The sequence below is a fragment of the Rhodococcus sp. RDE2 genome (genome assembly GCF_020885655.1).
Classification (GTDB): Bacteria; Actinomycetota; Actinomycetes; order Mycobacteriales; family Mycobacteriaceae; genus Rhodococcus; species Rhodococcus pyridinivorans.
This window is the reverse complement of the sequence record NZ_AP025186.1, coordinates 2,207,376-2,231,562: the sequence shown is the minus strand read 5'-3', so window position 1 is coordinate 2,231,562 and position 24,187 is coordinate 2,207,376. Positions and strand designations below refer to the sequence as shown.

Sequence of the window (24,187 nt, the reverse complement as noted above, 5' to 3'; positions counted from 1 at the left end):
TGCCGCCGAAGGATTCTGCCGGTCAGTCACGGGGATCCTCCGGGTCCAGGCCGAGCAGCGGGAAGGCCGCCCGCCTCGTGGCGATGATCGCCGAATCGATGCGGGTCAGTGCACGGTCCAGGGACGCAATGCCCGTCTCCGGTGTGCCGCCGGGTCCGTCCCACGGCAGGTACGAGACGTCGGAGCCCTCCCCCATGACGGTGGGCAGTTCGACGCTCGGAGCGAGAGCGCCGACGCGCTCGCTCCAGTCCGCCGGGACGGGGGTGCTCAGGTCGATCTCGCGGTCCAACGCCGCGGCGATCAGGTGGGTCCACGCCCGGGGCACCACCCGCACGAGGCCGTAACCGCCGCCGCCCACGGCGAGCCAGCGGCCCTCGCAGTAGCGGTCGGCGAGATCGCGCATCGCGAGATACGACGCGCGCTGGCCGTCGACGGTCAGGGAGAGGTCGGCCAGGGGGTCCTCGCGGTGGCTGTCGGCACCGCATTGGCTGATGAGGATCTGGGGGCGGAACGCCGCGACCGCGCCCGGTACGACGGCGTGGAAGGCGCGCAACCACAACGCGTCCACGGTGCCCGGCAGCACCGGCAGATTGATCGCGGTGCCCTCGGCCGGACCCGAACCGACCTCGCTGGACCAGCCGGTGTTGGGCCACAACGTCGCGGGATGCTGGTGCAGGGAGATGGTCAGGACGCGGGGATCGCCGAGGAAGGCGTGCTGCACACCGTCGCCGTGGTGGGCGTCGACATCGATGTAGGCGATGCGGTCGTAGCCGTGGTCGAGCAGCCACGAGATCGCGATGGCGGCGTCGTTGTAGACGCAGAATCCGGCAGCCCAGTCGGCCATCGCGTGATGCATCCCGCCCCCGATGCTCACCGCGCGGCGGGCCCGGCCGCTCGCGATCTCGCGTGCGGCTGCGAGGGTCCCCCCGGCGAGCGTCGCGCTGGCCTCGTGCATTCGGGGGAAGATCGGGTTGTCCTCGGTGCCGAGACCGTGGGGCGCGTCGGCCGGAGGCGCCGCTCCCTCGGGGGCGGAGCCCGCGCGCTTGACCGCGTCGACGTAGGAGGCGGTATGGATGCGCAGCAGATCGGTGTCGTCCGCAGGGGACGGGCGGACCGTCTCGACACCTTCGAGGAGACCGAGACTGCGGGACAGCGCCATGGTGAGATCGAGGCGCGTGGGATTCATCGGATGTGTCGGACCCCACCGGTAATCGAGGTAGTCGGGGCTCCACACCACTATCCGATCGCCGCTCAGCTGTGTCGTACCGCCCGCCGCGGTGGAGCTCGTGGTCATGGACACAGACGCTACTGGTCCACCCACGGACATGCGAGCCTCGGAGGGCGCCCCCACCGTCCTGTTCGCACGGTTAGAATCGGCCCAGACGAAGGGGTGTGAGAGTGAAGGACCTGGTCGATACAACGGAGATGTATCTCCGGACCATCTACGACTTGGAAGAGGAAGGCGTGGTGCCGCTGCGCGCGCGTATCGCCGAGCGCCTCGAACAGAGCGGACCGACGGTCAGCCAGACCGTGGCCCGTATGGAACGCGACGGCCTGCTCCGGGTCGCCGGCGACCGCCACCTGCAGCTCACCGAGAAGGGCCGCGACCTCGCGGTCTCGGTCATGCGCAAGCACCGGCTCGCGGAACGGCTTCTCGTGGACGTGATCGGTCTCGACTGGGAGAACGTGCACGCCGAGGCGTGCCGCTGGGAACACGTGATGAGCGAGGAGGTCGAGCGCCGCCTCGTGGAGGTGCTCAACAACCCGACCACCTCCCCCTACGGCAACCCGATCCCGGGACTGGCCCAGCTCGGTCTCGACCGCACGGCGGTCCTCGACGAGAAGCTGGTGCGGTTGACGGAGATCCCGCACGGCAAGCCGACCGCGGTCGTGGTGCGCCGGCTCGCGGAGTACGTCCAGTCCGACCCCGAGGTCATCGCGCGGCTGCGTGAGGCCGGTGTGGTCCCCGACGCGCGGGTTACAGTCGAGACGCGACCGGGCTCGGTGTCCATCACCGTGGCCGGTCACGACAGCTTCGAGCTTTCCGACGAGATGGCCCACGCCGTGCAGGTGAAGCAGGTCTGACCCAGACCCCTTTTCGCATGTCCGGTACGGGCATGCGAAAAGGGGATGTCCAGCGTGAGACTTCTGGTGACCGGCGGCGCCGGCTATGTGGGCAGCGTGTGCACGACCGTGTTGCTCGAGCAGGGCCACGACGTCGTGGTCGTCGACGACCTGTCCACCGGCAACGCCGGGGCGGTGCCCACCGGTGCCGAGTTCGTCGAGGGCGACATCGCGGCCGTCGCCGACGAACTGCTCTCCGGATCCCGTTTCGACGGCGTCCTCCACTTCGGTGCACAGTCGCTGGTCGGCGAGTCGGTGGAGTTCCCCGAGAAGTACTGGCAGGGCAACGTGGTGACCACCCTCGCCCTGCTCGAGGCCATCCGCCGCTCGGGCACCCCGCGGTTGGTGTTCTCCTCCACCGCCGCGACCTACGGCGAACCCGAGAGCGTGCCGATCACCGAGGACGCACCCACCCGGCCGACCAACCCGTACGGTGCGTCGAAGCTCGCCATCGATCACGCGATCTCGTCGTACGCGCACGCCCACGGTCTCGCGGCGACGAGCCTGCGGTACTTCAACGTCGCCGGCGCCTACGGCGGTGCCGGGGAGAACCGGGTCGTCGAGACGCATCTGATCCCGCTGGTACTGCAGGTCGCTCTCGGTGTGCGCGATCACATCTCGGTCTTCGGCACCGACTGGCCGACCAAGGACGGCACCGCGGTGCGCGACTACATCCACGTCAAGGATCTCGCCGACGCCCACGTACTGGCACTGACGAAGTCCGAGCCCGGCCGCCACGGCATCTACAACCTCGGAAGCGGAGAGGGTTTCACCGTCCGCGAGGTCATCTCGGCGTGCGAGCGGGTCACGGGCCTCCCGATCGCTGCGGTCGACGCGCCGCGCCGCGCCGGTGATCCGGCCGTGCTCATCGCCTCGAGCAGCCGCGCGATCTCCGAGCTCGGATGGAACCCCCAGCACACCGATCTCGACGAGATCGTCTCCGATGCGTGGGAGTTCACCCGGTCCCTCGGCGACCGTCTGCACGCCGCTCGACGCTGATCGAGCGCACCACTCCGGTTCAGGACGGTTCGTCGCCGCGCGGCAGTTCGAGTCCCAGCCGCGCCGCGATCTCGTGTCCGGTCTCCGCGAGGCCGCGGATCGACTCGGGACGCAGTCCCGCCTGCAGGGCCTGGTCGAGCAGATCCGAAAGCCGGTGGCGGGGATCGGATTCGAGGGCCGCTGCGAGCGCAACCCCGGCGAGCGGACCGTCGCCGCGCACGTAGGCACCGAAGCCGACGAGCGCGGCGGCATCGGCCCGCTCGGGATCGGGCAGAGCTCGAGCGAGCTCGGTCCACAGACGCTCCGCCGGCCGCGCGAGCGGTCCGGTCGCGAGTCCCATGGCGGCGTCCCGCACCGTGCGGTTGGCGAGCAGGACGGCCAGCTCGGCGATGTCGGACGCGCTGGGATCCGTTCCGGCGGCGTACGTCTCGATGTGCGCGAGCACGGTCTCGAGTTCGAGACGGTCGGCGCGTTCGCCGCCGCCCTCACGGGCACAGCGTTCGTACTCGCGGTCGCGGGTCTCGACGACCTCGTCGATGCACCGCGCGACCTCCTGCCGCACCGCCGGCGGATACGGCGCGAGCAGCGCGGCGAGTTCGGTGCGGGAGCCGCGGATCGGGCTGCCCTCGAACACCCGGGCCGCCGCGACCACCGAGGACCCGGGATCGGCCACCCTGCCGGTGATGTCCTGGCCGGGCACGAACCAGGTCGCTCCGCCGGTGATCTCCGGAAGCGCGTACACCCCCGCCAGGTCGATGCCGACGGCGTCGAGATGATCGGCGAAGTCGTCGACGAGCCTGCACAGGTCGGCGATCACCGGATCGTGCCGGTCGGCGAGATCGTCGTCGACGAGAACGGCCACCACCGATTCCGCGCCCTCGCGGGCACAGACGGCGCAGAAGCGCCGGAACGCCGCGCGCATGAGCTCGGGGACGGGTTCCCCCGGCCGGGGCAGGACGAGGTCGTGTCGCATCACCGCGCCGATGCTCGCCACCCTGCCGTTCGGGCGGGTCGGGGCGTCTCCGGTCGGGGTCAGGCACATCACGACGATCGAGCGCGTCGGCGGGAAGCCCATCAGTGCGGGCAGGGCAGCGATGACGTCACCGACATCGGTGAGACGGAGCGGATGCGACGACGAAGGCGTGGAAGTTGTCATGCGCCGACCGTGGCCCATCGGTCCGAACGACAAGCGGCGCCGGAGGCCGTTCCGGGGTCTTCTGGGGATGAACCGGCCGGCTGTGGACAACTCCGCGAGCGGCACCGCGATCGGATGCCGGACGGGCGATCCCGTCGGCAGGCGCTGTTAGGGTGCGCGCCCGGCCCCCGTCAGGGACGGGCGGCGAAGTCGACGGCCTCCCGGAACACGCGGTCGAGATTGTCGGTGTCGGGCGCCGCCGCATCGAAGGACATGTACGTGACCGTCACACGCACGTCCTCGATCTGCGCGATCCGCGTGGCCATCGACTGGGTCATGCCGCCCGATCCCCGACCGGAGTCGACCGTGCGGGTCAGGGCCAGCGTCCCGGCTCCGTCGAGGGGCGCAGCGGGATCGTCGCCCAGGACGGTCGAGACGGTCGAGGTGATGCCCCGCACGGTGGCGTCCACCTGCGAGCATTCCGTCAGATAGGTGCGGTACTCGGCGAGGTCCGGAGCAGGCCGGGTGACCTCGACGCTGATCGTCGCGCGACTGGCGTTGTCGGTACCGACCACCATGGCGGTGCTCTCGGGGCCGTAATCCTGCGCGGGCGGCAGACATCCGCCCGGATCGACCCTCGAGCCGGGCTGGATCCCGGTCAGGTCGGGCGCCGCCTGCGCCACCGCCTCCGGTGGGAGGACCACCGCGACGTACGGTTCGGGAAACCGTTCGGGGGGAAGCACCAGTTCGCCCGGTGCCCGGACGATCGCGGGCGCAGGCGCAGGCGCGGACGCGGTTCCTGTCAGGGCTGCCGGTTCGGGCCGGGGGTCGCCGGAGACGGTCTGGGAGCAGGCGGATGCGAGCATCAGGCACGCGGCCGCCACCACGCTCCGGCCGGCCGATGCGCGGCGCCTCGGACGAGTATCGCGTCGGGTCATCCGAACCTCCCTCGGTCGTCGACGTCGGGCAGGGTGTGCGCCCCGGAATCGGTCGTCGTGGCGTCAATTAGACTCGAACACCACCATGCCACGTCGGGTGACCCCGGCGGAGATGCCGAGACTGAGTGTGATCGGAGTGGTTCGCAGATGGACGAGCAGTCCCGCATGTACGAGCTGGAATTCCCGGCTCCGCAGCTCACCTCCCCGGACGGTGAGGGGCCCGTCCTCGTGCACGGTCTCGAAGGGTTCGCCGACGCGGGACACGCGGTGCGCCTGGCGACCACGCACCTGCGCGAGAACTTGGAGACCGAACTCGTCGCGTCGTTCGCCGTCGACGAACTGATCGACTACCGGTCGCGTCGGCCGCTCATGACGTTCAAGGCCGACCACTTCTCGGACTACGCCGAGCCCGAACTGAACCTGTACGCGCTCATCGATGAGGCCGGCACCCCGTTCCTACTGCTCGCGGGTGCTGAGCCGGATCTGAAGTGGGAGCGTTTCATCACCGCGGTGCGGTTGCTCGCCGAGCAGTTCGGGGTGCGGCGGACCATCGGACTCAACGCGATCCCCATGGCGATCCCGCACACCCGGCCGTTGGCGGTCACCGCGCACTCGACGAACAAGGACCTCATCGCGGGGCACCACCGTTGGTCGGGCGAGCTCCAGGTGCCCGCGGGAGTGTCGTCGCTGCTCGAATACCGCATGGGCCAGCACGGGCACGAGTCCGTAGGCTTCTCCGTGCACGTGCCGCACTATCTCGCCCAGACCGACTATCCGGCGGCCGCCGAGACGCTGCTGACGAACGTCGCAGAGGTCGGCGGCCTCGAGCTGTCTCTGCAGGCGCTCGGTGAGGCCGCGGCGCGGGTGCGGGAGCAGATCGACGAGCACATCGAGGACAATGCCGAGGTCCTCGGCGTGGTGCACGCGCTCGAGCGGCAATACGACAGCTACGTCGCCGCCCAGGAACAGCAGACCTCTCCCCTGCCGACCGACGAGAGTCTGCCGACGGGTGAGGAGATCGGGGCGGAGTTCGAGCGGTTCCTCGCCGAATACGACCGGCGCGGCGCCGGTCCCGGCGGCGATCTCCCCGGTCCGGACGACGGAAGAACCGGCGACGGCGGATTCGGCGAGTTCGACCCGGACGACGGGGACGATTCCGCTCCGCGTTGACACCACGGCGGGTTCGCCGGATGTTTCATGATCATCACAATCGTCGTTGTCGACGTCACATACAGACATGTACGCTTCGGCGACATGCCACAGTGGTAGTTGTGTCCGGTTCTCGGCCACGGGTCGGGCAGCCTGACTACCACCACGCGATCACCGACGTCGCAGGAGACGCTCATGGTTCCACCGCGCGCCCGGACGCTCCGCCCGGTTCCGGACAACGAACCCCGCATCGTGTTCCGCACGATCCACGGTTACCGACGCGCGTTCCGCCTGGCCGGAAGCGGTCCCGCACTGCTGCTCGTACACGGAATCGGTGACGACTCGTCGACCTGGCAGGACGTGATCCCGCACCTGGCGGAGAAGTACACCGTGATCGCCCCCGACCTGCTCGGGCACGGTCGATCCGACAAGCCGCGGGCCGACTACTCGGTGGCCGCCTACGCGAACGGTATGCGCGACCTGCTGTCGGTCCTCGGGATCGAATCGGTCACGGTGATCGGCCATTCGCTCGGCGGCGGGGTGGCGATGCAGTTCGCCTACCAGTTCCCGCACATGGTCGAGCGTCTGGTGCTCGTCGCGTCCGGCGGGGTCACCAAGGACGTCCATCTTGCCCTGCGGCTGATCTCGGTGCCGATCGTCAGCGAAGCGCTGCGGGTCCTGCGACTGCCCGGGGCGATGCCCGTCCTGCGCGCTGCCGGCGCGATGCTGAACCGGGTCAACGGATCGCCACTGAGGCCCGGTGCCCTGCTGCACGACACCTCGGATCTGGTGCGCGTGCTGGGGAACCTCCCCGACCCCACGGCCTACGAAGCGTATTTGCGCACGCTGCGCGCGGTGGTCGACTGGCGTGGTCAGGTGGTGACCATGCTCGACCGCTGTTATCTGACGGAGAACCTTCCCGTCCAGCTCATCTGGGGCGATCACGACAGCGTCATCCCCATCGCCCACGCCTATCTCGCGCATTCGGCCATGCCCGGTTCACGTCTCGAGATCTTCCGGGGCTCCGGCCACTTCCCGTTCCGCGACGACCCGCTGCGCTTCCTGCGGGTGGTCGAGAACTTCCTGGAGACCACCGCTCCCCTGGAGTTCGACCTCGACCGCTGGCGCCGGCTCCTCGTGTCGGGCGTGAGCGAGTCGCAGATCAGCGGTGGCCCGGAGACCCGCATGGCGGTGCTCGGCGCGATGGGTTCGGACGAGCGCAGCGCCACCTGACCTGAACTCGACCCAGGGCCACCGACTGCGCTCCTGCAGCGCCGCGCGACCCGCTCCGGTGGGTCGGGTCCTTCCGACTAGCCTGGAGAAGTGCTGCTTCCCGATCTGATACCCGACCCCGTCGACGACGACGCGCTGTTCGACGCGTTCACCACCTGGACGACGGATCGGGGCATCTCGCTGTATCCGGCGCAGGAGGAAGCGCTCATGGAGCTCGTCGCCGGCTCCAACGTCATCCTCGCCACGCCCACCGGTTCGGGTAAGTCGATGGTGGCGCTCGGCGCGCACTTCTTCGCGCTCGCTGCGGGGAAGCGCACCTTCTACACCGCCCCGATCAAGGCGCTGGTGAGCGAGAAGTTCTTCGCCCTGTGCGACGTCTTCGGCGCCGACAAGGTCGGCATGATGACCGGCGACGCGTCGGTCAACGCCGGAGCACCGATCATCTGCGCGACCGCCGAGATCGTCGCGAATCTCGCCTTGCGCGAGGGACCGGACTCCGACATCGGCCAGGTCGTGATGGACGAGTTCCACTTCTATTCGGAACCCGACCGCGGGTGGGCGTGGCAGGTTCCGCTCATCGAGTTGCCGCACGCACAGTTCCTGCTCATGTCCGCGACGCTCGGCGACGTGACCTTCCTGCAGAAGGATCTGACCCGGCGCACCGGACGGCCGACGGTGGAGGTCTCGGGCTCCGAACGTCCGGTCCCGCTGACCTTCTCGTACTCGCAGGCGCCCATCGGGGAAGCGATCGAGGAGCTCGTCACCACGCATCAGGCTCCCGTCTACGTCGTGCACTTCACCCAGGCCGCGGCCCTCGAGCGCGCCCAGGCCCTGACCAGCGTGAACATGTGCACGAAGGCCGAGAAGGAGGCAATCGCCACCGCGCTGGGCGACTTCCGGTTCTCCACCGGTTTCGGCAAGACCCTCTCGCGTCTCGTCCGGCACGGTATCGGCGTGCACCACGCGGGCATGCTGCCGAAGTACCGGCGCCTGATCGAGAAGCTCGCGCAGGACGGGCTGCTGAAGGTCATCTGCGGCACCGACACGCTCGGCGTCGGCATCAACGTCCCGATCCGCACCGTGTTGCTCACGGGCCTGACGAAGTTCGACGGCACCCGCACCCGGCAGCTCAAGGCCCGCGAGTTCCACCAGATCGCCGGTCGTGCAGGTCGCGCCGGATACGACACGATGGGCACGGTCGTCGTGCAGGCCCCCGAGCACGAGATCGAGAACGTCCGGGCCCTCGCCAAGGCCGGGGACGACCCGAAGAAGCGCCGGAAGGTGCAGCGCAAGAAGGCACCCGAAGGGTTCGTCTCGTGGGGTGAGGGCACCTTCGACAAGCTGATCGCGGCGTCGCCCGAACCGCTGCAGTCGCGGTTCTCGGTGAGCAACTCGATGCTGCTCAACGTCATTGCGCGACCGGGCAACTGCTTCGACGCGATGCGGCACCTGCTCGAGGACAACCACGAACCCCGTCCGGCGCAGCGCAAGCACATCCTCAAGGCGATCTCGCTGTACCGGGGGCTGCTGCAGGCGGGCGTGGTCCAGCAGCTCGACGAGCCGGACGAGTTCGGGCGCCGGGCCCGTCTCACCGTCGACCTGCAACGCGACTTCGCGCTCAACCAGCCGCTGTCGCCGTTCGCGCTCGCAGCGATCGAACTGCTCGACGTCGACTCCCCCACCTACGCACTCGATGTGGTGTCCGTCATCGAGTCGACGCTCGACGATCCGCGTCAGGTGCTCATGGCGCAGCAGCATGCCGCGCGCGGTGAGGCCGTCACGCAGATGAAGGCCGACGGCATCGAGTACGACGAGCGGATGGAACTGCTCGAGGAGATCACCTGGCCCAAGCCGCTCGTGGAACTGCTCGAGCCGGCCTTCGAGACGTATCGGGGTGGGCATCCCTGGGTGTCGGAGTTCCCGCTGTCCCCGAAGTCGGTGGTGCGCGACATGATCGAGCGCAGCATGACCTTCTCCGAGCTGGTCTCGCACTACGGTCTGGCCCGCTCCGAGGGATTGGTCCTGCGCTATCTCGCCGACGCCTACCGCGCGCTGCGGCAGACGGTGCCGGACGCCGCGCGCACGGAGGACCTCGAGGACATCATCGAGTGGCTCGGTGAGCTGATCCGCCAGGTCGACTCGTCGTTGCTCGACGAGTGGGAGTCGCTGACCCACCCCGGGGCGGAATCCGACGAGCAGCAGATCGCGTTCGGCGCCGACTCCCCTCGCCCGTTGTCCGCGAACGTCCGTGCGTTCAAGGTCATGGTCCGCAACGCGATGTTCAAGCGGGTCGAGCTGGCCTCGCGTCGACGCTGGGACGAACTCGCGGCCCTCGGCGACGGTCTCGATGCCGAGGACTGGGAGGACCTGCTCGAGCTGTACTTCGAGGAGTACGACGAGATCGGCACCGGCCCCGACGCGCGCGGGCCGTTGTTGTTCACCGTCGAGACGGGTCCGGAACTGTGGCGGGTGCGTCAGACCCTGCACGACCCGCAGGGGGATCACGGCTGGGCGTTGATCGGCGAGGTGAATCTCGGTGAGTCCGATGCCGCCGGCGAAGTGGTGTTCGATGAGTTCGAGATCGTCGAGGGTTGATCGTCGCAGGCGGCGGGTCCCGGGAGCGGTAGCCTGACTCGGTGAGCGAACCGACCGTGCAACCCTTCCGCTTGGCCTACGTCCCGGGTGTCACCCCCGCGAAGTGGGTGCGGGTGTGGAACGAACGGATGCCGGACGTCCCGATCGAACTGGTCCCCGTCGAACCGACGGCAGGTGCGGATCCGCTGCGCGAGGACGTCGCCGACATCGCGCTGCTGCGCCTGCCGCTGCAGCGGGACGGCCTGTCGGTCATCCCGCTCTACACCGAGGTCTCCGTCGTGGTCGTGCCCAAGGAGCACGTGTTCGCGGCGGTCGACGAGGTGTCGGTGTCCGACCTCGCCGACGAGACGGTGCTGCATCCGCTCGACGACGTGCTCGACTGGGTCGCCCTCCCCGGCGAGGAGGCCTTCGAACGGCCCGCGACCACCGAGGACGCGATCTCGCACGTCGCCTCGGAGGTGGGTGTGCTCGTCACGCCGCAATCGCTCGCCCGCCTGCACCACCGCCGCGACCTGACCTACCGTCCCGTCGTCGACGCGCCGGCGTCCCAGGTGGGTCTCGTGTGGATCACCGACCGGACGACCGATCTCGTCGACGAGTTCGTCGGGATCGTCCGGGGGCGGACGGCAAACAGTTCTCGTGGACGCCGCAGTGATTCGGAGCCGGAAGGCGAGTCGGGCGGCACCTCGCGTCGTGGCGAACGCAAGGGCTCGGCCCCCAAGCGCCGCGCGCCGGAACCCAAGACGTCCCGCCGGGCGGGGGCGTCCGCGCGGAAGCGCCCCGGAAAACCCCGACGCGGTAAGCGCTGATCGACACGACGCGGTCGGCGCTGATCGGGGTCGTGGTCAGGAGACGACGGGGCGGCAGGTGGGCGGCACGCAGCCACGGATGGTCTCGGCGAGGATGCGGTAGTCGACTCCGCGCGGGGACGACGAGCGGAACACCAGTCCGATCCGGCGGCCGGGTGCCGGGTCCGCGAAGTGCGCGACCTCGAGGTCTCCCCTGGCGGTTTCGACGGCGACCGCGGAGGCCGGGACGAGGGTGATGCCCAATCGTCCTGCGACGCAGCGCACCACGGTGGACAGGGAGGTCGCGCGGGTGTCGCCGAGTGCCGGTCGTGCGTCGACGGACCGGCACAGGTCGAGTGTCTGGTCGCGCAGGCAGTGGCCTTCGTCGAGCAGCAGCAGTTGAGCGTCGTCGAGTGCGGACACCGAGAGGTCGGTGCGCCCGGCGAGTTCGTGTCCGGTCGGCAGGACGAGGACGAAATCCTCGTCGTACAGAGGAACTTCGATCACACCCGAGACGTCGGCGGGCAGCGCGAGGACGGCGACGTCGAGGGTTCCGGCTCGCAGTGCGTCGAGGAGCCGGGCGGTCTGGTCCTCGACGACCTGCAGCGACAGGGCCGGCATCGCTGCGTCGAGGGCGGGCAGGATCTCGGGCAGGACGTAGGGCGCGACGGTGGGGATCAAGCCCACCCGCAGCGGGCCCGACAGCCCGTCGGACACTCCTGCCGCCGCGTCGACGAAGCCGTCGGCGGCGTCGAGCACCACCTCCGCGTAGGGAAGCAGGCGTGCGCCCACCGGTGTCACGAGCACACGGCGGGTGCTGCGCTCGATGAGCTGGACGCCCAGGCCGTTCTCGAGAGCCGCCAGGCCCTGGGACAGTGTGGGCTGGCTGACCTCGAGTCGCGCTGCTGCCGTGCCGAAGTGGCGGTAGGTGGCCACCGCGACGAAGGCACGCAGCTGCGAGAGGGTGGGCTGGTAGCTCTGATCGCTCACGCCTATCAGTGTAGAGCGACCTATCGCCTTTACCTTTCGCAACTATCGGACTACGCCGGCCGCGGGCCCTACGACGTCGAGCCTGCCGCCTTGCCGGCAGCGAGGTCGTCCTCGTCGAGCACGACCTCGATCTCGCCACCGAACTCCACACCGGGGGCGAGCGGCAGCCGATCGCCACTCCAGAACCGGCCGGGGTCGTACCAGTTGCTCCCCCGATGCCGTTGCTGCAGCAGACCCATCTCCTCCAGCGTCAACCCGACCACCTCGGCGCAGTACGCGCTCTCGAGCCCGCCCGACGGGACGGATGCCCTGCGTCGACGCGGGAGCCGGCCGGAGAACCAGCGCCCGGTGAGTTTCGTCGTCGACGGGAACGGTGTGCCGTCGAGCCGCGCGACGGTGCGCAGCAACTGGTCCTCCTGATCCGGCGTGACGGCCACCGAGATCTGCCGCAACCAGCCGCGCTGGCCGTAACGCGCACCCCATACCTGCACCGCGCTGCGGAGGTCGTGCAACTGCACGCCCCGCTGATGCCGCCCCGTCCACATGTCCGGGAGGCTGCGCCCGAGTTCGGCATGCCACATCAACGGCGGCAGATCGTCGAGCGCGACCGTCATCCCCACATGGTTCACGGGCGCATTGGTCAGCGTCTGGATCGCGCGGTCCGCCGGTGTGGCGCCACGGAAGATCCACAGGTCCCCCGTGCGGGTCGCCGCCACGGCCTCGTCGAGCGTGAGACGCGAACGCGCACCGGCGGGCCGGGCTGCCGACGAAGTGTCCATGCCGCCAGCCTGCCATGCCCGGCGGCCGCTAGGGTCGTCCGCATGGCGCTGCGCGGTGGCAAGTGGTGGAAGCTCGTCGGACTCGCCGGACTGGTGGGTGTGGCGGCGACGGGCGCCGTCGCCGCCCGCAACGAGCGACAGCGGCGGAACTACAGCCCCGACGAGGTGCGCTCGGTGCTGCACGAGCGCTACGCGCGATCGCTCGCCGCACGCGACGGCAGCGCCGAACTCCCCCTCTCCGAGGTACCGGCCGGGCCGAAGGAACGGATCAGCCGAGTGCTGCGGCGATTCCGTCGGCGAGATCGGTGATCTGCTCGTCGGTCATCACGAACGACGGGGAGATCTGCATCGCGCCCTGACCGGCCGCTCGTCCCGAGATCCCGTGCTGCCGCAGGGTCTTCACGAAACCGAGCGCCTCGGACGGATCGGCGAGCTGCACGGCCGCCACCGCACCGAGGCCGCTGCGCACCTCCGCCACCCGCGGGTGGTCCGCCAGCGGAGCGAGCTTCTCGTGCAGCGTCCGCTCGATCCGCGCCGCCTCGGCGAGCAGATTCTCACGCTCGATGATGTCGAGGTTGGCGAGCGCGGCCGCTGCGGCTGCAGCATGCCCGCCGTAGGTGTATCCGTGGCGCCACCACACGCCGCCGGCGAAGAACGGTTCGGCGACCCGCGGAGCGACGAACAGGGCGCCCATCGGCAGGTAGCCGGAGGTGAGTCCCTTGGCGGTGGTGACCATGTCGGGATCCAGGTCGAATCGCGACGACGCGAACCACGAACCGCCGATACGACCGAAGCCGGTGACCACCTCGTCGACGACGAACAGGATGTCGTGCTCGCGGCAGATGTCGCGGATCTCGGCGAGATAGCCGTCCGGCGGCAGGTACACCCCGCCCGCACCGATGACGGGTTCGCAGAAGAAGGCCGCGATGGAGTCGGCACCGACCGAATCGACGAGTTCGAGCAGCGCCTTGGCGTCGTCCCACGCAACCCGCGCGGTGTCCTCCCACAGGCGGCCGTAGCCCTCACCGTTGACGGGGATACCGGCGAGCGAGGTGCCACCGACGTGCATGCCGTGGTACGCCTTCTCGCGCGAGACCAGCAGCCGCTTGCCGGGCTTCCCGACCTCCTGCCAGTACCGCCGCGCGAGCTTGGCCGCCGAGTCGACGGAGTCGGATCCACCGGAGGTGAAGAAGATCTTGCTGCCCGGAACGGGGGCGATCCCCGCGAGACGCTCGGCGAGTTCGACGGTGGGTTCGGAGGTCAGATCGCCGAAGTTCGAGTAGTGGGCGAGCTTGGCGACCTGCGCTGCGATCGCGTCGCCGATCTCGGTACGGCCGTGACCGACATTGGTGAACCACAGTCCGGCGGTGGCATCGAGGTAGCGGTTGCCGGCGTCGTCCCAGATGTACGCGCCTTCCCCGCGCGACACGACGAATGCGCCGTCCCGTTCGATCGCGCCCATATCGGCGAATCCGTGCCACAACGCACCCACGACCAACTCCCGTCCACGACGATCACGACACCCGTCATCGTATGCGGAGGAAACGACTCTGGTGCCGGAGGCCCGAACCCGCCACCCTGGGTGCCATGACCGAGTTCCGCTTCTCCGTCAACATCTTCGAGGTCGGGTCCCCCGACGAGTTCGTTCGCTGGTGCCGCGCCGTCGAGGACGCCGGCTTCGATGCGGTGTACGCGGCCGACCATCTCGGTGTCCCCGCGCCGTTCCCCGTCCTGGCCGCCGCCGCCGGCGCCACCGAGCGTCTGCGGGTCGGCACGATGGTGCTCAACGCCGGTTTCTGGAATCCGGCACTGCTCGCCCGCGAGATCGCGACCACCGATCTGCTCACCGGCGGCCGTCTCGAGGTCGGTCTCGGCGCAGGCCACATGAGATGGGAGTTCGAGGCGGCCGGGATCGAGTGGGAGCGCTTCGACGAGCGCGCCGAGCGTCTCGAATCCACCGTGCAGGAACTGCAGCGATCGTTCACCGGGTCCGGTTTCGACGAGCAGGCGGCGCTGCGCGAAGCGTTCGATCTGCCCGTGCTCCGTCCGGTACAGCGGCGCGGATTCGGCGGCTACGGCCCGCCACTGATCGTCGGAGGCACCGGCGACCGGATCCTGTCCGTCGCCGCCGCCCATGCCGACATCGTGAGTGTCGCGGGTGCCGTCCAGCTGCCGGGGAGGCCACCGGGGACGTTCCGCATCGCCACCGCGACCGAGGCCGACGACCGTGTCGCGTTCGCGCGGGCGCGGGCCGGCGACCGGGTCGAGGACATCGAGTGGCACACCCTGCTCCAGGCGGTCGTCGAGACCGACGACCGGGCGGGCACCGCCGCCGCGCTCGCCGAGCGGTTCGAGCACACCGTCGGCGCCGACGACCTGCTCGACTCGCCGTTCGTGCTGATCGGTACGGTCGACGAGATGGCCCGGCAGATCCTGCACAGCCGGGAGCGCTACGGGTTCACCCACTTCACGGTCCACGCCCCGTACCGGGAGATCTTCGGTGAAGTGATCGGCCGGGTGCGTGCCCTGGCGGGCTGACCACCGGGCCTGTCTACCCTCCCCGACCGGCCCCGACCGGGTCGTTTCGCTAGGCTGTGTGATCAGCATGTCCATCTCCCCCGCCCCGAATCGTCGCGAACTGCGCGCTGCCCTGTCCGAGGTCTCCCTCCGCGACGAGAAACGCCTCCGTCGCAGGCTCGACCGGGCGCGGGGCGGCGAGGCGCTGACCGAGGTCGCCTCCGAGATCGAGAACGCCCGCACCCGGCTCGCGTCCCGCGCGTCGTCGGTCCCGCAGATCCGCTATCCCGAGGATCTGCCGGTCTCGCAGCGCAAGGACGACATCGCCGCCGCGATCCGCGACCACCAGGTCGTGGTGGTCGCCGGTGAGACCGGTTCGGGCAAGACGACGCAGATCCCGAAGATCTGTCTCGAACTCGGGCGTGGAGTTCGCGGCCTGATCGGCCACACCCAGCCGCGCCGTATCGCCGCGCGCGCCGTCGCCGAGCGACTCGCGGACGAACTGGACACCGAGCTCGGCGACGCCGTCGGATACACGGTGCGGTTCAACGATCAGGTCACCGAGTCGACACTCGTCAAGCTGATGACCGACGGCATCCTCCTCGCCGAGATCCAGCGCGACCGGCTGCTGCGCCGGTACGACACGCTCATCATCGACGAGGCGCACGAACGCAGCCTCAACATCGACTTCCTGCTCGGCTACCTCGCGCAGCTGCTTCCGCGTCGTCCCGACCTGAAGGTGATCATCACCTCGGCGACGATCGACCCCGAACGTTTCGCGCGCCACTTCGCCGACGCGAACGGCACGCCCGCCCCCATCGTCGAGGTCTCCGGCCGCACCTATCCCGTCGAGGTGCGTTACCGGCCGCTGACCGTCGAGGTGGGCGACACGCTCGTCGACCGCGACCCCGTCGACGCCGTGTGCGAGGCCGTCGAGGAACTCCAGCGCGAGGGCGACGGCGACATCCTGGTCTTCCTCTCCGGCGAACGCGAGATCCGCGACACCGCCGACGCACTGCGCGACCGTAAGCTCCGCAACACCGAGATCCTCCCGCTCTACGGACGCCTGTCGGCGGCCGAACAGCACCGGGTCTTCGCACCGCACACGGGTCGGCGGGTCGTGTTGTCCACCAACGTCGCCGAGACGTCCCTGACGGTTCCCGGCATCCGCTACGTCGTCGACCCCGGCACCGCCCGTATCTCACGGTACTCGGTGCGGACGAAGGTGCAGCGACTGCCGATCGAGCCGATCTCGCAGGCCTCGGCGCGGCAGCGCGCCGGGCGCTGCGGTCGTGTCGCCGACGGCATCTGCATCCGTCTGTACTCGGAGGACGACTTCGACGGCAGGCCGGAGTTCACCGAACCCGAGATCCTGCGCACCAACCTCGCGTCGGTGGTGTTGCAGATGACCGCGCTCGGTCTCGGCGACATCGAGGCGTTCCCGTTCGTGGAGGCCCCGGATCCCCGCGCGATCCGCGACGGCATCGCTCTGCTCGAGGAGCTCGGCGCGCTCGAACCCGCGAAGAAGGGCGAGACGCCGCGCCTGACCGCGACGGGTCGCGAGGTCGCCCGGCTGCCCGTCGATCCGCGCATGGCCCGCATGATCGTCGAAGGCCACCGCAACGGATGCCTGCGCGAGGTGCTCATCATCGTCGCGGCCCTGTCGATCCAGGACGTGCGCGAACGCCCGACCGAGTTCCAGCAGGCCGCCGACGAGAAGCACGCCCGGTTCGCCGTCGAGGGCTCGGACTTCCTGGCCTTCCTGCGGCTGTGGGACTACCTGAAGGAACAACGGCGGGAACTGTCGTCGAGCAGGTTCCGCAGGTTGTGCCGCGACGAGTTCCTGCACTGGCTGCGGATCCGTGAGTGGCAGGACCTGCAGGGGCAGCTCCGTCAGATCACGGTCGACATGGGCTGGCAGACGCACCACCGCGACGTGAATCCCGACGACGTCCACAAGTCGCTGCTCGCAGGCCTGCTGTCGCACATCGGTCTTCGCGAGGGCGACAAGCGCGACTTCCTCGGTGCCCGCGGCGCACGGTTCGCGATCTTCCCCGGATCGTCGTTGTTCAAGAAGCCTCCGCGCTGGGTCATGGCGGCCGAACTCGTGGAGACCTCACGGCTGTGGGCGCGGACGGCCGCGCGCATCGAACCCGAATGGGTCGAGAAGCTCGCTCCGCACCTGGTCAAGCGCACCTACTCGGAGCCGCACTGGTCGACGCGCCGAGAGTCGGCGATGGCCTACGAACGCGTCACGCTCTACGGCATCCCGCTGATCGCCCAGCGTCCCGTGCCGTACGGACGGATCGATCCGGAGGTCTCGCGAGAGCTGTTCATCCGCCACGCCCTCGTGCAGGGCGAATGGCGCACGCAGCACAAGTTCTTCCACGACAACCGGGCGCTGCTCGAGGACGTCGAGGAACTCGAACACCGTGCGCGCCGGCGCGACATCGTCGTCGATGACGAGACCCTGTTCGACTTCTACGACCAGCGGGTGGGCCCGGAGGCGATCTCGGCCCGGCACTTCGACACGTGGTGGAAGAAGACCCGGAAGCAGCAACCCGACCTGCTGACGTTCACGCCGGACACCGTGGTGAACCAGGACGCCGCGTCGGTGCTCGAGGGCGACTACCCGGATGCGTGGCGTCAGGGCGAGATCCAGTTCCCCCTCACCTACCAGTTCGAGCCGGGCACGGAGGAGGACGGCGTCACCGCACGCGTCCCCGTCGCGCTGCTCGCGAACCTCAAGTCCGTCGGTTTCGACTGGCTCGTACCCGGGATGCGGACCGAGCTGGTGACGGCCCTCATCAAGACCCTGCCGAAACACCTTCGGAGGCAGGTCGTCCCGGCTCCCGATTTCGCGGCGGCCGCCCTCGCGTCGGTGACGCCGCGCTCCGAACCGCTCGTCAACGCGATGGCCCGCGAGCTGTCGCGGCTCGGCCGGTGCACGATCGAGCCCTCGGACTTCGATACCGGTGCGTTGCCCGACCATCTGCGGATGACCTTCGCGGCGGTCGACGAACGCGGCACCGTGCTGGGCCGCAGCAAGAGTCTGGCGGCGCTGCGGAAGAAGCTGGCTCCGCGGGTCGAAGCGGAGGTCTCGCGCGCCGCTGCGGGCACCGAACGTCCCGCGGCGGTGGTGTGGACGGCCGAGACCCTCGGGAACCTGCCGGAGACCGTCACCCGTGAGGTCGGCGGCCGGAAGGTCACCGGTTATCCCGCCCTGGTTGCGGAGAAGGACGGCGTCGCGGTGCGCGTGCTCAGCACACCGCAGGCCCAGCAGAACGCGACGCGTCAGGGGTTGCGTGCCCTGCTTCTGTCGTCGGCACCGACGAAGGCGAAGGCCGTGACCTCGGGACTGACCAACATGGAGCGACTCGCGCTCGGGCGGAACCCGGACGGATCGTTCGAAGCGCTGATCGAGGACTGCCGTGCCTGCGCGGTGGACGAACTCATCGCCGCGCACGGAGCTCCCGTGCGCACACCCGAGGAGTTCGAGGCGCTCGCGGCCACGGTGCGCTCACATCTGCCGGGGCGCGTGGCCCGTCTGTTGAAAGCGGTTGTGCCCGTGCTGTCCCGCGCCCACGAGGCGGGTGTGCTCCTCGATCGGTCGAACGGCGAGGCTGCCGACGACGTACGCGAACAGCTGCAGTCGTTGCTGTTCCCCGGCTTCGTCACCGACCTCGGATCGCGGCGGATCGCCGACCTGCCGCGCTACCTCACCGCGGCCGCGCAGCGCCTGGAGGCGTTGCCGGCAAGTGCGCATCGCGACGCGGCGGGAATGGATGTGCTCGATCGCGTCTACGGCGCCTACGACAAGCTGCTCGCACGACTGCCGGAGGAGCGACGTGCCGCACCCGAGGTGGTCGAGATCTACTGGATGATCGAGGAATTGCGCGTGAGCCTGTTCGCGCAGGGTCTCGGGACGCGGATCCCGGTGTCGGAGAAGCGCGTCCTGAAGGCGATCGACGCGATCCGGTAGCGACCGAAACCGTCAGTCGGTCGCGTCCGAGCGGGACTTCTTGTGCTCGCGCAGTTCCTGGATCTCGCGTTCGAAATCCTCTGCGGAACTGAAGGAACGGTAGACCGAGGCGAATCGCAGATAGGCGACCTCGTCGAGATCGCGCAGGGGCCCGAGGATCGCCAGTCCCACCTCGTGGCTCGGGACCTCGGGGGATCCCTTCGCCCGCACCGCGTCCTCGACCTGCTGCGCGAGCTTGTTGAGCGCATCGTTGTCGACATCGCGTCCCTGGCAGGCACGGGCCACGCCGCGCACGACCTTCTCGCGGCTGAACGGCTCGGTCACGCCGCTGCGCTTGACGACGGACAGCACGGCCGTCTCGACTGTGGTGAAGCGGCGCCCGCATTCGGGACACGCCCGCCGACGACGGATCGCGGCACCCTCGTCTGCCTCGCGCGAATCGACCACCCGGGAATCGGGGTGGCGGCAATACGGGCAGTACATGTCGGTTCCTTCGTCGTGCCCGTGCGGGTCGCGACGTCGGCGCCGAAGCAATGTCTCCCGACCGGAACCGTCTCCACCCGCGAGTGGGCCGACACCGCCGCAACCACACGGAGTGGTGTGACTGACAGTGTTAGACAATACCCGCCTGTCCGGTTCGGGCGCGGATCGCGGGTCGGGCAGGGCCACGACACCCTCATCCCCGGGAGGAATCCGGCACGAGGAGACGGCTTCCGGCCTGCACGGCCGTACCGTCGAGCGAGTTGAGGTCGGCGATCCTCGCCACCGTGACGTCGACCGGAGCATCGGGCCACACGCGAGCGGCCAACGCCTCCAGGCCCTCCCCCTCGCGTACGACCGTGACCGTGGTGCCGGCGCCCTGCGAGATCACCTCATCGGTACGCACGTGGGCGAGCACGAGGAGCATCGTCGTCGCGAGCGCGGTGAGGAGCACCGTCGCGGCCATCTGCCGCCAACTCGTCCCCTCCGCAGGCCGGCGACTGCGCGGCGTGATCTCCGAGCGACGGTGCAGGGGTTCGCGCGAGGGTGCGGCGACATATTCGCGATATTCGCGCGTGGGCGCGGCGACGCGCGGTCTCGTCCGCGCCGGGACACGGGTGCGATGATGCAGCGTCGACGTCGCGATCGGCCGGATGCGATACGCCGCCGCCCCGGGTGCACCTGCTCCGGGCGGGCCCGTGACGGTCCGTCCTGCCGTGCTCGTCCGGACTGAGGCACCGGTTCGGGCCACAGCGCCCTGTCGCGCCGTACCCACCGGAACCGCCGTGTCGATCCGAACCGCTCTGCTCATCGGAAATCCTCCGTGTCGCTGTGCGTGGTCTTCCGACCCCGTCCGTGTCGCTGTGCGTGGTCTCACGACCCCGTTCGATCAGTCGCTCATGTGTTCGAACGAAAGTCTGTTCGAATGTTCTACCACGAGTCGCACCCCGACGACAGCTCCTCGGAGGGTGAATCTCGAACATCTGTTTGATATACGCGCGGGATCTCGATAGATTCGAAAGGCAACTTGCAACCCATCCGACACTCGCCGCACGGAGGTCACGATGAAGGCGGACGGAACATCCACAGCCCGCCGGGGCGGACCCACGACCGACGATCCCACCGCGAGCCTCACCGAGCGTCAGCGTCGTGTGCTCGAGGTCATCCGCGATTCCGTCAGCGAACGGGGGTACCCACCGAGCATCCGCGAGATCGGCGACGCCGTCGGGCTCAACTCCACGTCCTCCGTCGCGCACCAGCTGCGCACCCTCGAACGGAAGGGCTTCCTGCGCCGCGATCCGAACCGTCCGCGTGCCGTGGACGTCCGCGGTCTCGAGCCCACCCCCGCAGCCGAGTCCTCCCCCGAGGTGGTCGCCGGCTCGTCGACCGACGACATTCCTTCGGCGGCAATGGTTCCCGTCGTCGGTCGGATCGCGGCCGGTGGCCCGATCCTGGCCGAGGAATCGGTCGAGGACGTCTTCCCGCTGCCGCGCGAACTCGTCGGTCAGGGCTCGCTGTTCCTGCTCAAGGTCGTCGGCCAGTCGATGATCGATGCGGCCATCTGCGACGGCGACTGGGTGGTCGTCCGGCAGCAGAACGTCGCCGACAACGGCGACATCGTCGCCGCGATGCTCGACGGCGAGGCCACCGTCAAGACGTTCAAGCGGGTCGACGGCGACGTCTGGCTCATGCCGCACAACCCGATGTTCGAACCGATCCCGGGCAACGACGCCGTCATTCTCGGCAAGGTCGTCACGGTCGTCCGCAAGATCTGATTCCCGGGTGCACCCGGAGAGGAACGAGGCCGGGGTGGCTCCGCTGAGCGGAGCCACCCCGGCCTTTCTCGTACGTGCCTCAGACGTTGAGGCCGCGCCCGATGACTTCCTTCATGATCTCGTTCGTGCCGCCGTAGATCTTCTGCACGCGGGCGTCGAGGTACGCCTTGGCGACCGGGTACTCGCGCATGTAGCCGTAGCCGCCGTGCAGCTGCAGGCAGCGGTCGATCAGCTCGACCTGCTTGTCGGTGGTCCAGTACTTGGCCATCGCGGCTTCCTGGACGGTGAGCTTCTTCTCGTTGAGCAGCTCGATGCACCGGTCCACGAACACCCGGGCGAGCTGGGTCTCGGTGGCGAGCTCGGCGAGCTCGAAGCGGGTGTTCTGGAACTTGCCGATCGGCTTGCCGAAGGCCTTGCGGTCGCGGCAGTACTGGATCGTGTCGTCGAGCACGCGCTCCATCGCAGCCGCGGCGACGACCGCGATCGCCAGGCGCTCCTGCGGCAGGTTCTGCATCAGGTAGATGAAGCCCATGCCCTCCTGACCGAGGAGATTGGCCGCCGGGACGCGGACGTCGTTGAAGCTGAGCTCCGCCGTGTCCTGCGCGTCGAGGCCGATCTTGTCGAGGTTGCGTCCCCGCTCGAAGCCCGGCATGCCGCGCTCGACGACGAGCAGCGAGAAGCCCTGGGCGCCCTTCTCCGGGTCGGTGCAGGCGACGACGATCACCAGGTCGGAGTGGATGCCGTTGGTGATGAACGTCTTGGCGCCGTTGAGGACCCAGTCGTCACCGTCGCGCACCGCGCGGGTCTTGATGCCCTGCAGGTCGCTGCCGGTGCCGGGCTCGGTCATCGCGATGGCTGTGATCAGCTCACCCGAACAGAAGCCCGGAAGCCAGCGCTTCTTCTGCTCCTCGTTCGCGAGCTCGAGCAGGTAGGGAGCGACGACATCGTTGTGCAGCATGAAGCCCAGACCGCTGAAGCCCAGCTTGGTGGTCTCCTCGGCCATGATGGCGTTGTAACGGAAGTCGTCCATGCCACCGCCGCCGTACTCCTCCGGCACCGCCATGCCGAGGAAGCCCTGCGCGCCGGCCTTCTTCCACACCTCACGGTCGACGATCTTGTCCTTCTCCCACTGCTCGTGGAAGGGGGCCACCTCCTGTTCGAGGAACTTCCGGTACGACTCCCGGAAGAGGTCGTGCTCGGGCTCGAAAAGGGTGCGTTCCATCTGCGCTCCTGTGTGAGACGTCGTTCGACATACTCACGGTATGCAGCCGAGCGCGCGGTGACGCTGACACAACCGAGCGCATTTTGTGACCCGGACGACCCCGGCGGGCGCCCGTCGGTATCCCACGGCCCGCGGGCACGGGTCGGTGTCTGCCGTCGCGCCGGGCGCCGGTCAGCGGCGCAGATCGGCGAGTCTGCGCAGCAGCGGGTGCGCGACGAGGATGCCGATCGACCCCCAGGCGATACCGCCGAGTTCGACCGAGCCGATCGACAGGGTCAGGTCGCCGATGCCGGCGACGAGCGCCGCGGCTGCGACCGTGAGGTTGACCGGATCCGTGAAGTCGACCTTCGCCTCCGTCCAGATGCGGACGCCGAGGATGCCGATCAGGCCGTAGAGCACGAGGGTCGCGCCACCGAGGACACCGTCGGGCACGGTGAACACCAGCGCACCGAACTTCGGCGAGAAGGCCAGCACGACGGCGGTGACCGCCGCGACGGCGTATGCAGCGGTCGAGTACACGCGGGTCGCCGCCATGACGCCGATGTTCTCGGCGTAGGTGGTGGTGCCCGAGCCGCCGCCCGCACCGGCGAGGGTGGTCGCGAGGCCGTCGGCGATGAGCGCGTTGCCGGCCATGTCGTCGAGGTTCCGGCCGGTCATCGCGGCGACCGCCTTGACGTGGCCGACGTTTTCCGCGACCAGCACGACGACGACGGGCAGCGCCAGCAGCACGACCGACAGTTCGAAGGTGGGGGCGCGCAGGTCGGGCAGACCGAACCAGGCGGCGTCCCGCATGGCGTCGATGCGTTCCGACGCGATCGCCCCGGTGAACGCCGCGAAGATCCATCCGACGATCACACCGACGAGGATGCCGAGGCGGCCGAGCATGCCCGGGCCGACCACTGTCACGAGCAACGTGACCACGAGCGTGATCGTGGCGACGAGCGGTTGGGCTTCGAACGAGCCGGTGGCGGTCGGTGCGAGATTGAGGCCGATGAGGGCGACGATCGCCCCGGTGACCACCGGCGGCATGACCGCGTCGATGATGCGCGAACCCGCCGCCTTGACGATCAGACCGATGAGCACGAGCACGATGCCGACGGCGACGATTCCGCCGAGCTGCGCTGCCGGACCGGACCCGGCCGACGCGCTGAGCGGCGCGATGAACGCGAACGACGAACCGAGATAGCTGGGCACCCGGCCGCGCGTGATGATCAGGAACAGCGCGGTGCCGATACCGGAGAAGAGCAGCGTCGTCGTGACGGGGAAGCCGGTGATCGTCGGCACGAGCAGGGTGGCGCCGAACATCGCGATGACGTGCTGCATCCCGATGCCGATGGTGCGCGGCCACGACAGTCGCTCGTGCGGTGCGACCACCGCACCGGGATTGATACGACGCCCGTCGCCGTGCAGGGTCCAGCCGCGGCGTGTGGTCGTGCGTCCGGTCGTGTTCGCTCGTTCGGTCACGACAGGTCATCGTAGAA

20 protein-coding genes are annotated in these 24,187 nt (G+C 69.3%); 10 read left to right on the top strand and 10 right to left on the bottom strand.

The features are described from left to right. Nucleotides 1-22: 22 nt before the first annotated feature. Entirely contained in the window at nt 23-1,294 is a 1,272-nt protein-coding gene (locus LPH33_RS10380; protein WP_026061234.1) for an acetoin utilization protein AcuC, read from the bottom strand. 104 nt (nt 1,295-1,398) lie between these two features. Here LPH33_RS10380 and LPH33_RS10375 point away from each other — a divergent pair, with 104 nt between their 5' ends. Beyond that, nucleotides 1,399-2,085 (top strand): metal-dependent transcriptional regulator, encoded by a 687-nt coding sequence (locus tag LPH33_RS10375; RefSeq protein ID WP_016692727.1) that lies wholly within the window; start codon nt 1,399-1,401, stop codon nt 2,083-2,085. Nucleotides 2,086-2,130: 45 nt separating this feature from the next. Next, the gene (gene galE, locus LPH33_RS10370) at nt 2,131-3,123 is read left to right on the top strand and encodes a UDP-glucose 4-epimerase GalE (RefSeq protein ID WP_172414945.1); all 993 of its coding nucleotides are present in this window, start codon (nt 2,131-2,133) and stop codon (nt 3,121-3,123) included. 19 nt (nt 3,124-3,142) lie between these two features. On the opposite strand, the gene LPH33_RS10365 is transcribed toward galE, so the two are convergent. Further along, a complete protein-coding gene (locus LPH33_RS10365; RefSeq protein WP_088898203.1) occupies nt 3,143-4,279 on the bottom strand; it encodes a DUF4192 domain-containing protein in 1,137 nt (378 codons plus the stop codon). Nucleotides 4,280-4,449: 170 nt separating this feature from the next. Next, entirely contained in the window at nt 4,450-5,196 is a 747-nt protein-coding gene (locus LPH33_RS10360; RefSeq protein ID WP_088898204.1) for a hypothetical protein, read from the bottom strand. A gap of 147 nt (nt 5,197-5,343) precedes the next feature. Here LPH33_RS10360 and LPH33_RS10355 point away from each other — a divergent pair, with 147 nt between their 5' ends. The 4 genes from LPH33_RS10355 to LPH33_RS10340 all read left to right on the top strand — a co-directional run bounded on the left by LPH33_RS10355 (nt 5,344) and on the right by LPH33_RS10340 (nt 10,982). Further along, nucleotides 5,344-6,366 (top strand): proteasome assembly chaperone family protein, encoded by a 1,023-nt coding sequence (locus tag LPH33_RS10355; protein ID WP_160875967.1) that lies wholly within the window; start codon nt 5,344-5,346, stop codon nt 6,364-6,366. A gap of 174 nt (nt 6,367-6,540) precedes the next feature. Further along, a complete protein-coding gene (locus tag LPH33_RS10350; protein WP_006551325.1) occupies nt 6,541-7,578 on the top strand; it encodes an alpha/beta fold hydrolase in 1,038 nt (345 codons plus the stop codon). Between the two features lie 90 nt (nt 7,579-7,668). Then, nucleotides 7,669-10,173 (top strand): DEAD/DEAH box helicase, encoded by a 2,505-nt coding sequence (locus tag LPH33_RS10345; protein WP_160875965.1) that lies wholly within the window; start codon nt 7,669-7,671, stop codon nt 10,171-10,173. Between the two features lie 41 nt (nt 10,174-10,214). After that, on the top strand, nt 10,215-10,982 hold the full coding sequence (locus LPH33_RS10340) for a LysR family substrate-binding domain-containing protein (RefSeq protein ID WP_145691763.1): 768 nt from the start codon (nt 10,215-10,217) through the stop codon (nt 10,980-10,982). 36 nt (nt 10,983-11,018) lie between these two features. Here the strand turns inward: LPH33_RS10340 and LPH33_RS10335 are convergent, their stop codons facing one another. After that, nucleotides 11,019-11,951 carry a hydrogen peroxide-inducible genes activator gene (locus LPH33_RS10335; RefSeq protein ID WP_016692719.1) on the bottom strand — a complete coding sequence of 311 codons (933 nt, stop codon included), beginning with the start codon at nt 11,949-11,951 and terminating at the stop codon, nt 11,019-11,021. Nucleotides 11,952-12,019: 68 nt separating this feature from the next. Further along, the gene (locus LPH33_RS10330; RefSeq protein WP_229567967.1) at nt 12,020-12,730 is read right to left on the bottom strand and encodes a hypothetical protein; all 711 of its coding nucleotides are present in this window, start codon (nt 12,728-12,730) and stop codon (nt 12,020-12,022) included. Nucleotides 12,731-12,772: 42 nt separating this feature from the next. Here LPH33_RS10330 and LPH33_RS10325 point away from each other — a divergent pair, with 42 nt between their 5' ends. Then, nucleotides 12,773-13,039 carry a hypothetical protein gene (locus tag LPH33_RS10325; protein ID WP_229567966.1) on the top strand — a complete coding sequence of 89 codons (267 nt, stop codon included), beginning with the start codon at nt 12,773-12,775 and terminating at the stop codon, nt 13,037-13,039. On the opposite strand, the gene LPH33_RS10320 is transcribed toward LPH33_RS10325, so the two are convergent. Beyond that, nucleotides 12,999-14,192 carry an aspartate aminotransferase family protein gene (locus LPH33_RS10320; protein WP_145691872.1) on the bottom strand — a complete coding sequence of 398 codons (1,194 nt, stop codon included), beginning with the start codon at nt 14,190-14,192 and terminating at the stop codon, nt 12,999-13,001. The two genes, LPH33_RS10325 and LPH33_RS10320, sit on opposite strands and share 41 nt — an antisense overlap. Before the next feature lie 125 nt (nt 14,193-14,317). On the opposite strand from LPH33_RS10320, the gene LPH33_RS10315 reads away from it, so the two are divergent. Together LPH33_RS10315 and hrpA are read left to right on the top strand one after the other, a co-directional pair. After that, entirely contained in the window at nt 14,318-15,268 is a 951-nt protein-coding gene (locus LPH33_RS10315) for a TIGR03621 family F420-dependent LLM class oxidoreductase (RefSeq protein ID WP_229567965.1), read from the top strand. A 67-nt stretch (nt 15,269-15,335) separates the two neighbouring features. Further along, a complete protein-coding gene (gene hrpA / locus LPH33_RS10310; protein WP_229567964.1) occupies nt 15,336-19,229 on the top strand; it encodes an ATP-dependent RNA helicase HrpA in 3,894 nt (1,297 codons plus the stop codon). A gap of 12 nt (nt 19,230-19,241) precedes the next feature. On the opposite strand, the gene nrdR is transcribed toward hrpA, so the two are convergent. After that, entirely contained in the window at nt 19,242-19,712 is a 471-nt protein-coding gene (nrdR, locus tag LPH33_RS10305) for a transcriptional regulator NrdR (RefSeq protein ID WP_059381265.1), read from the bottom strand. A 193-nt stretch (nt 19,713-19,905) separates the two neighbouring features. Then, complete coding sequence (locus LPH33_RS10300; RefSeq protein WP_229567963.1) at nt 19,906-20,520, bottom strand: LysM peptidoglycan-binding domain-containing protein; 615 nt, start codon at nt 20,518-20,520, stop codon at nt 19,906-19,908. Nucleotides 20,521-20,773: 253 nt separating this feature from the next. Here LPH33_RS10300 and lexA point away from each other — a divergent pair, with 253 nt between their 5' ends. Next, complete coding sequence (gene lexA / locus LPH33_RS10295; protein WP_145691767.1) at nt 20,774-21,484, top strand: transcriptional repressor LexA; 711 nt, start codon at nt 20,774-20,776, stop codon at nt 21,482-21,484. A gap of 79 nt (nt 21,485-21,563) precedes the next feature. On the opposite strand, the gene LPH33_RS10290 is transcribed toward lexA, so the two are convergent. Beyond that, nucleotides 21,564-22,706, bottom strand: coding sequence for an acyl-CoA dehydrogenase family protein (locus LPH33_RS10290; RefSeq protein ID WP_016692710.1), 1,143 nt, complete (start codon nt 22,704-22,706; stop codon nt 21,564-21,566). Nucleotides 22,707-22,877: 171 nt separating this feature from the next. Continuing rightward, nucleotides 22,878-24,170, bottom strand: a complete 1,293-nt coding sequence (locus LPH33_RS10285) for a uracil-xanthine permease family protein (protein WP_229567962.1) — start codon at nt 24,168-24,170, stop codon at nt 22,878-22,880. Nucleotides 24,171-24,187: the final 17 nt, after the last annotated feature.

Coding starts and splice junctions, on each gene's coding strand:
- LPH33_RS10380 (WP_026061234.1), bottom strand. CDS start 1,294: ATGACCACGAGCTCCACCGCGGCGGGCGGTACGACACAGCTGAGCGGC.
- galE (WP_172414945.1), top strand. CDS start 2,131: ATGTCCAGCGTGAGACTTCTGGTGACCGGCGGCGCCGGCTATGTGGGC.
- LPH33_RS10365 (WP_088898203.1), bottom strand. CDS start 4,279: ATGACAACTTCCACGCCTTCGTCGTCGCATCCGCTCCGTCTCACCGAT.
- LPH33_RS10360 (WP_088898204.1), bottom strand. CDS start 5,196: ATGACCCGACGCGATACTCGTCCGAGGCGCCGCGCATCGGCCGGCCGG.
- LPH33_RS10355 (WP_160875967.1), top strand. CDS start 5,344: ATGGACGAGCAGTCCCGCATGTACGAGCTGGAATTCCCGGCTCCGCAG.
- LPH33_RS10350 (WP_006551325.1), top strand. CDS start 6,541: ATGGTTCCACCGCGCGCCCGGACGCTCCGCCCGGTTCCGGACAACGAA.
- LPH33_RS10330 (WP_229567967.1), bottom strand. CDS start 12,730: ATGGACACTTCGTCGGCAGCCCGGCCCGCCGGTGCGCGTTCGCGTCTC.
- LPH33_RS10325 (WP_229567966.1), top strand. CDS start 12,773: ATGGCGCTGCGCGGTGGCAAGTGGTGGAAGCTCGTCGGACTCGCCGGA.
- LPH33_RS10320 (WP_145691872.1), bottom strand. CDS start 14,192: ATGGGCGCGATCGAACGGGACGGCGCATTCGTCGTGTCGCGCGGGGAA.
- LPH33_RS10315 (WP_229567965.1), top strand. CDS start 14,318: ATGACCGAGTTCCGCTTCTCCGTCAACATCTTCGAGGTCGGGTCCCCC.
- hrpA (WP_229567964.1), top strand. CDS start 15,336: ATGTCCATCTCCCCCGCCCCGAATCGTCGCGAACTGCGCGCTGCCCTG.
- nrdR (WP_059381265.1), bottom strand. CDS start 19,712: ATGTACTGCCCGTATTGCCGCCACCCCGATTCCCGGGTGGTCGATTCG.
- LPH33_RS10300 (WP_229567963.1), bottom strand. CDS start 20,520: ATGAGCAGAGCGGTTCGGATCGACACGGCGGTTCCGGTGGGTACGGCG.
- lexA (WP_145691767.1), top strand. CDS start 20,774: ATGAAGGCGGACGGAACATCCACAGCCCGCCGGGGCGGACCCACGACC.
- LPH33_RS10290 (WP_016692710.1), bottom strand. CDS start 22,706: ATGGAACGCACCCTTTTCGAGCCCGAGCACGACCTCTTCCGGGAGTCG.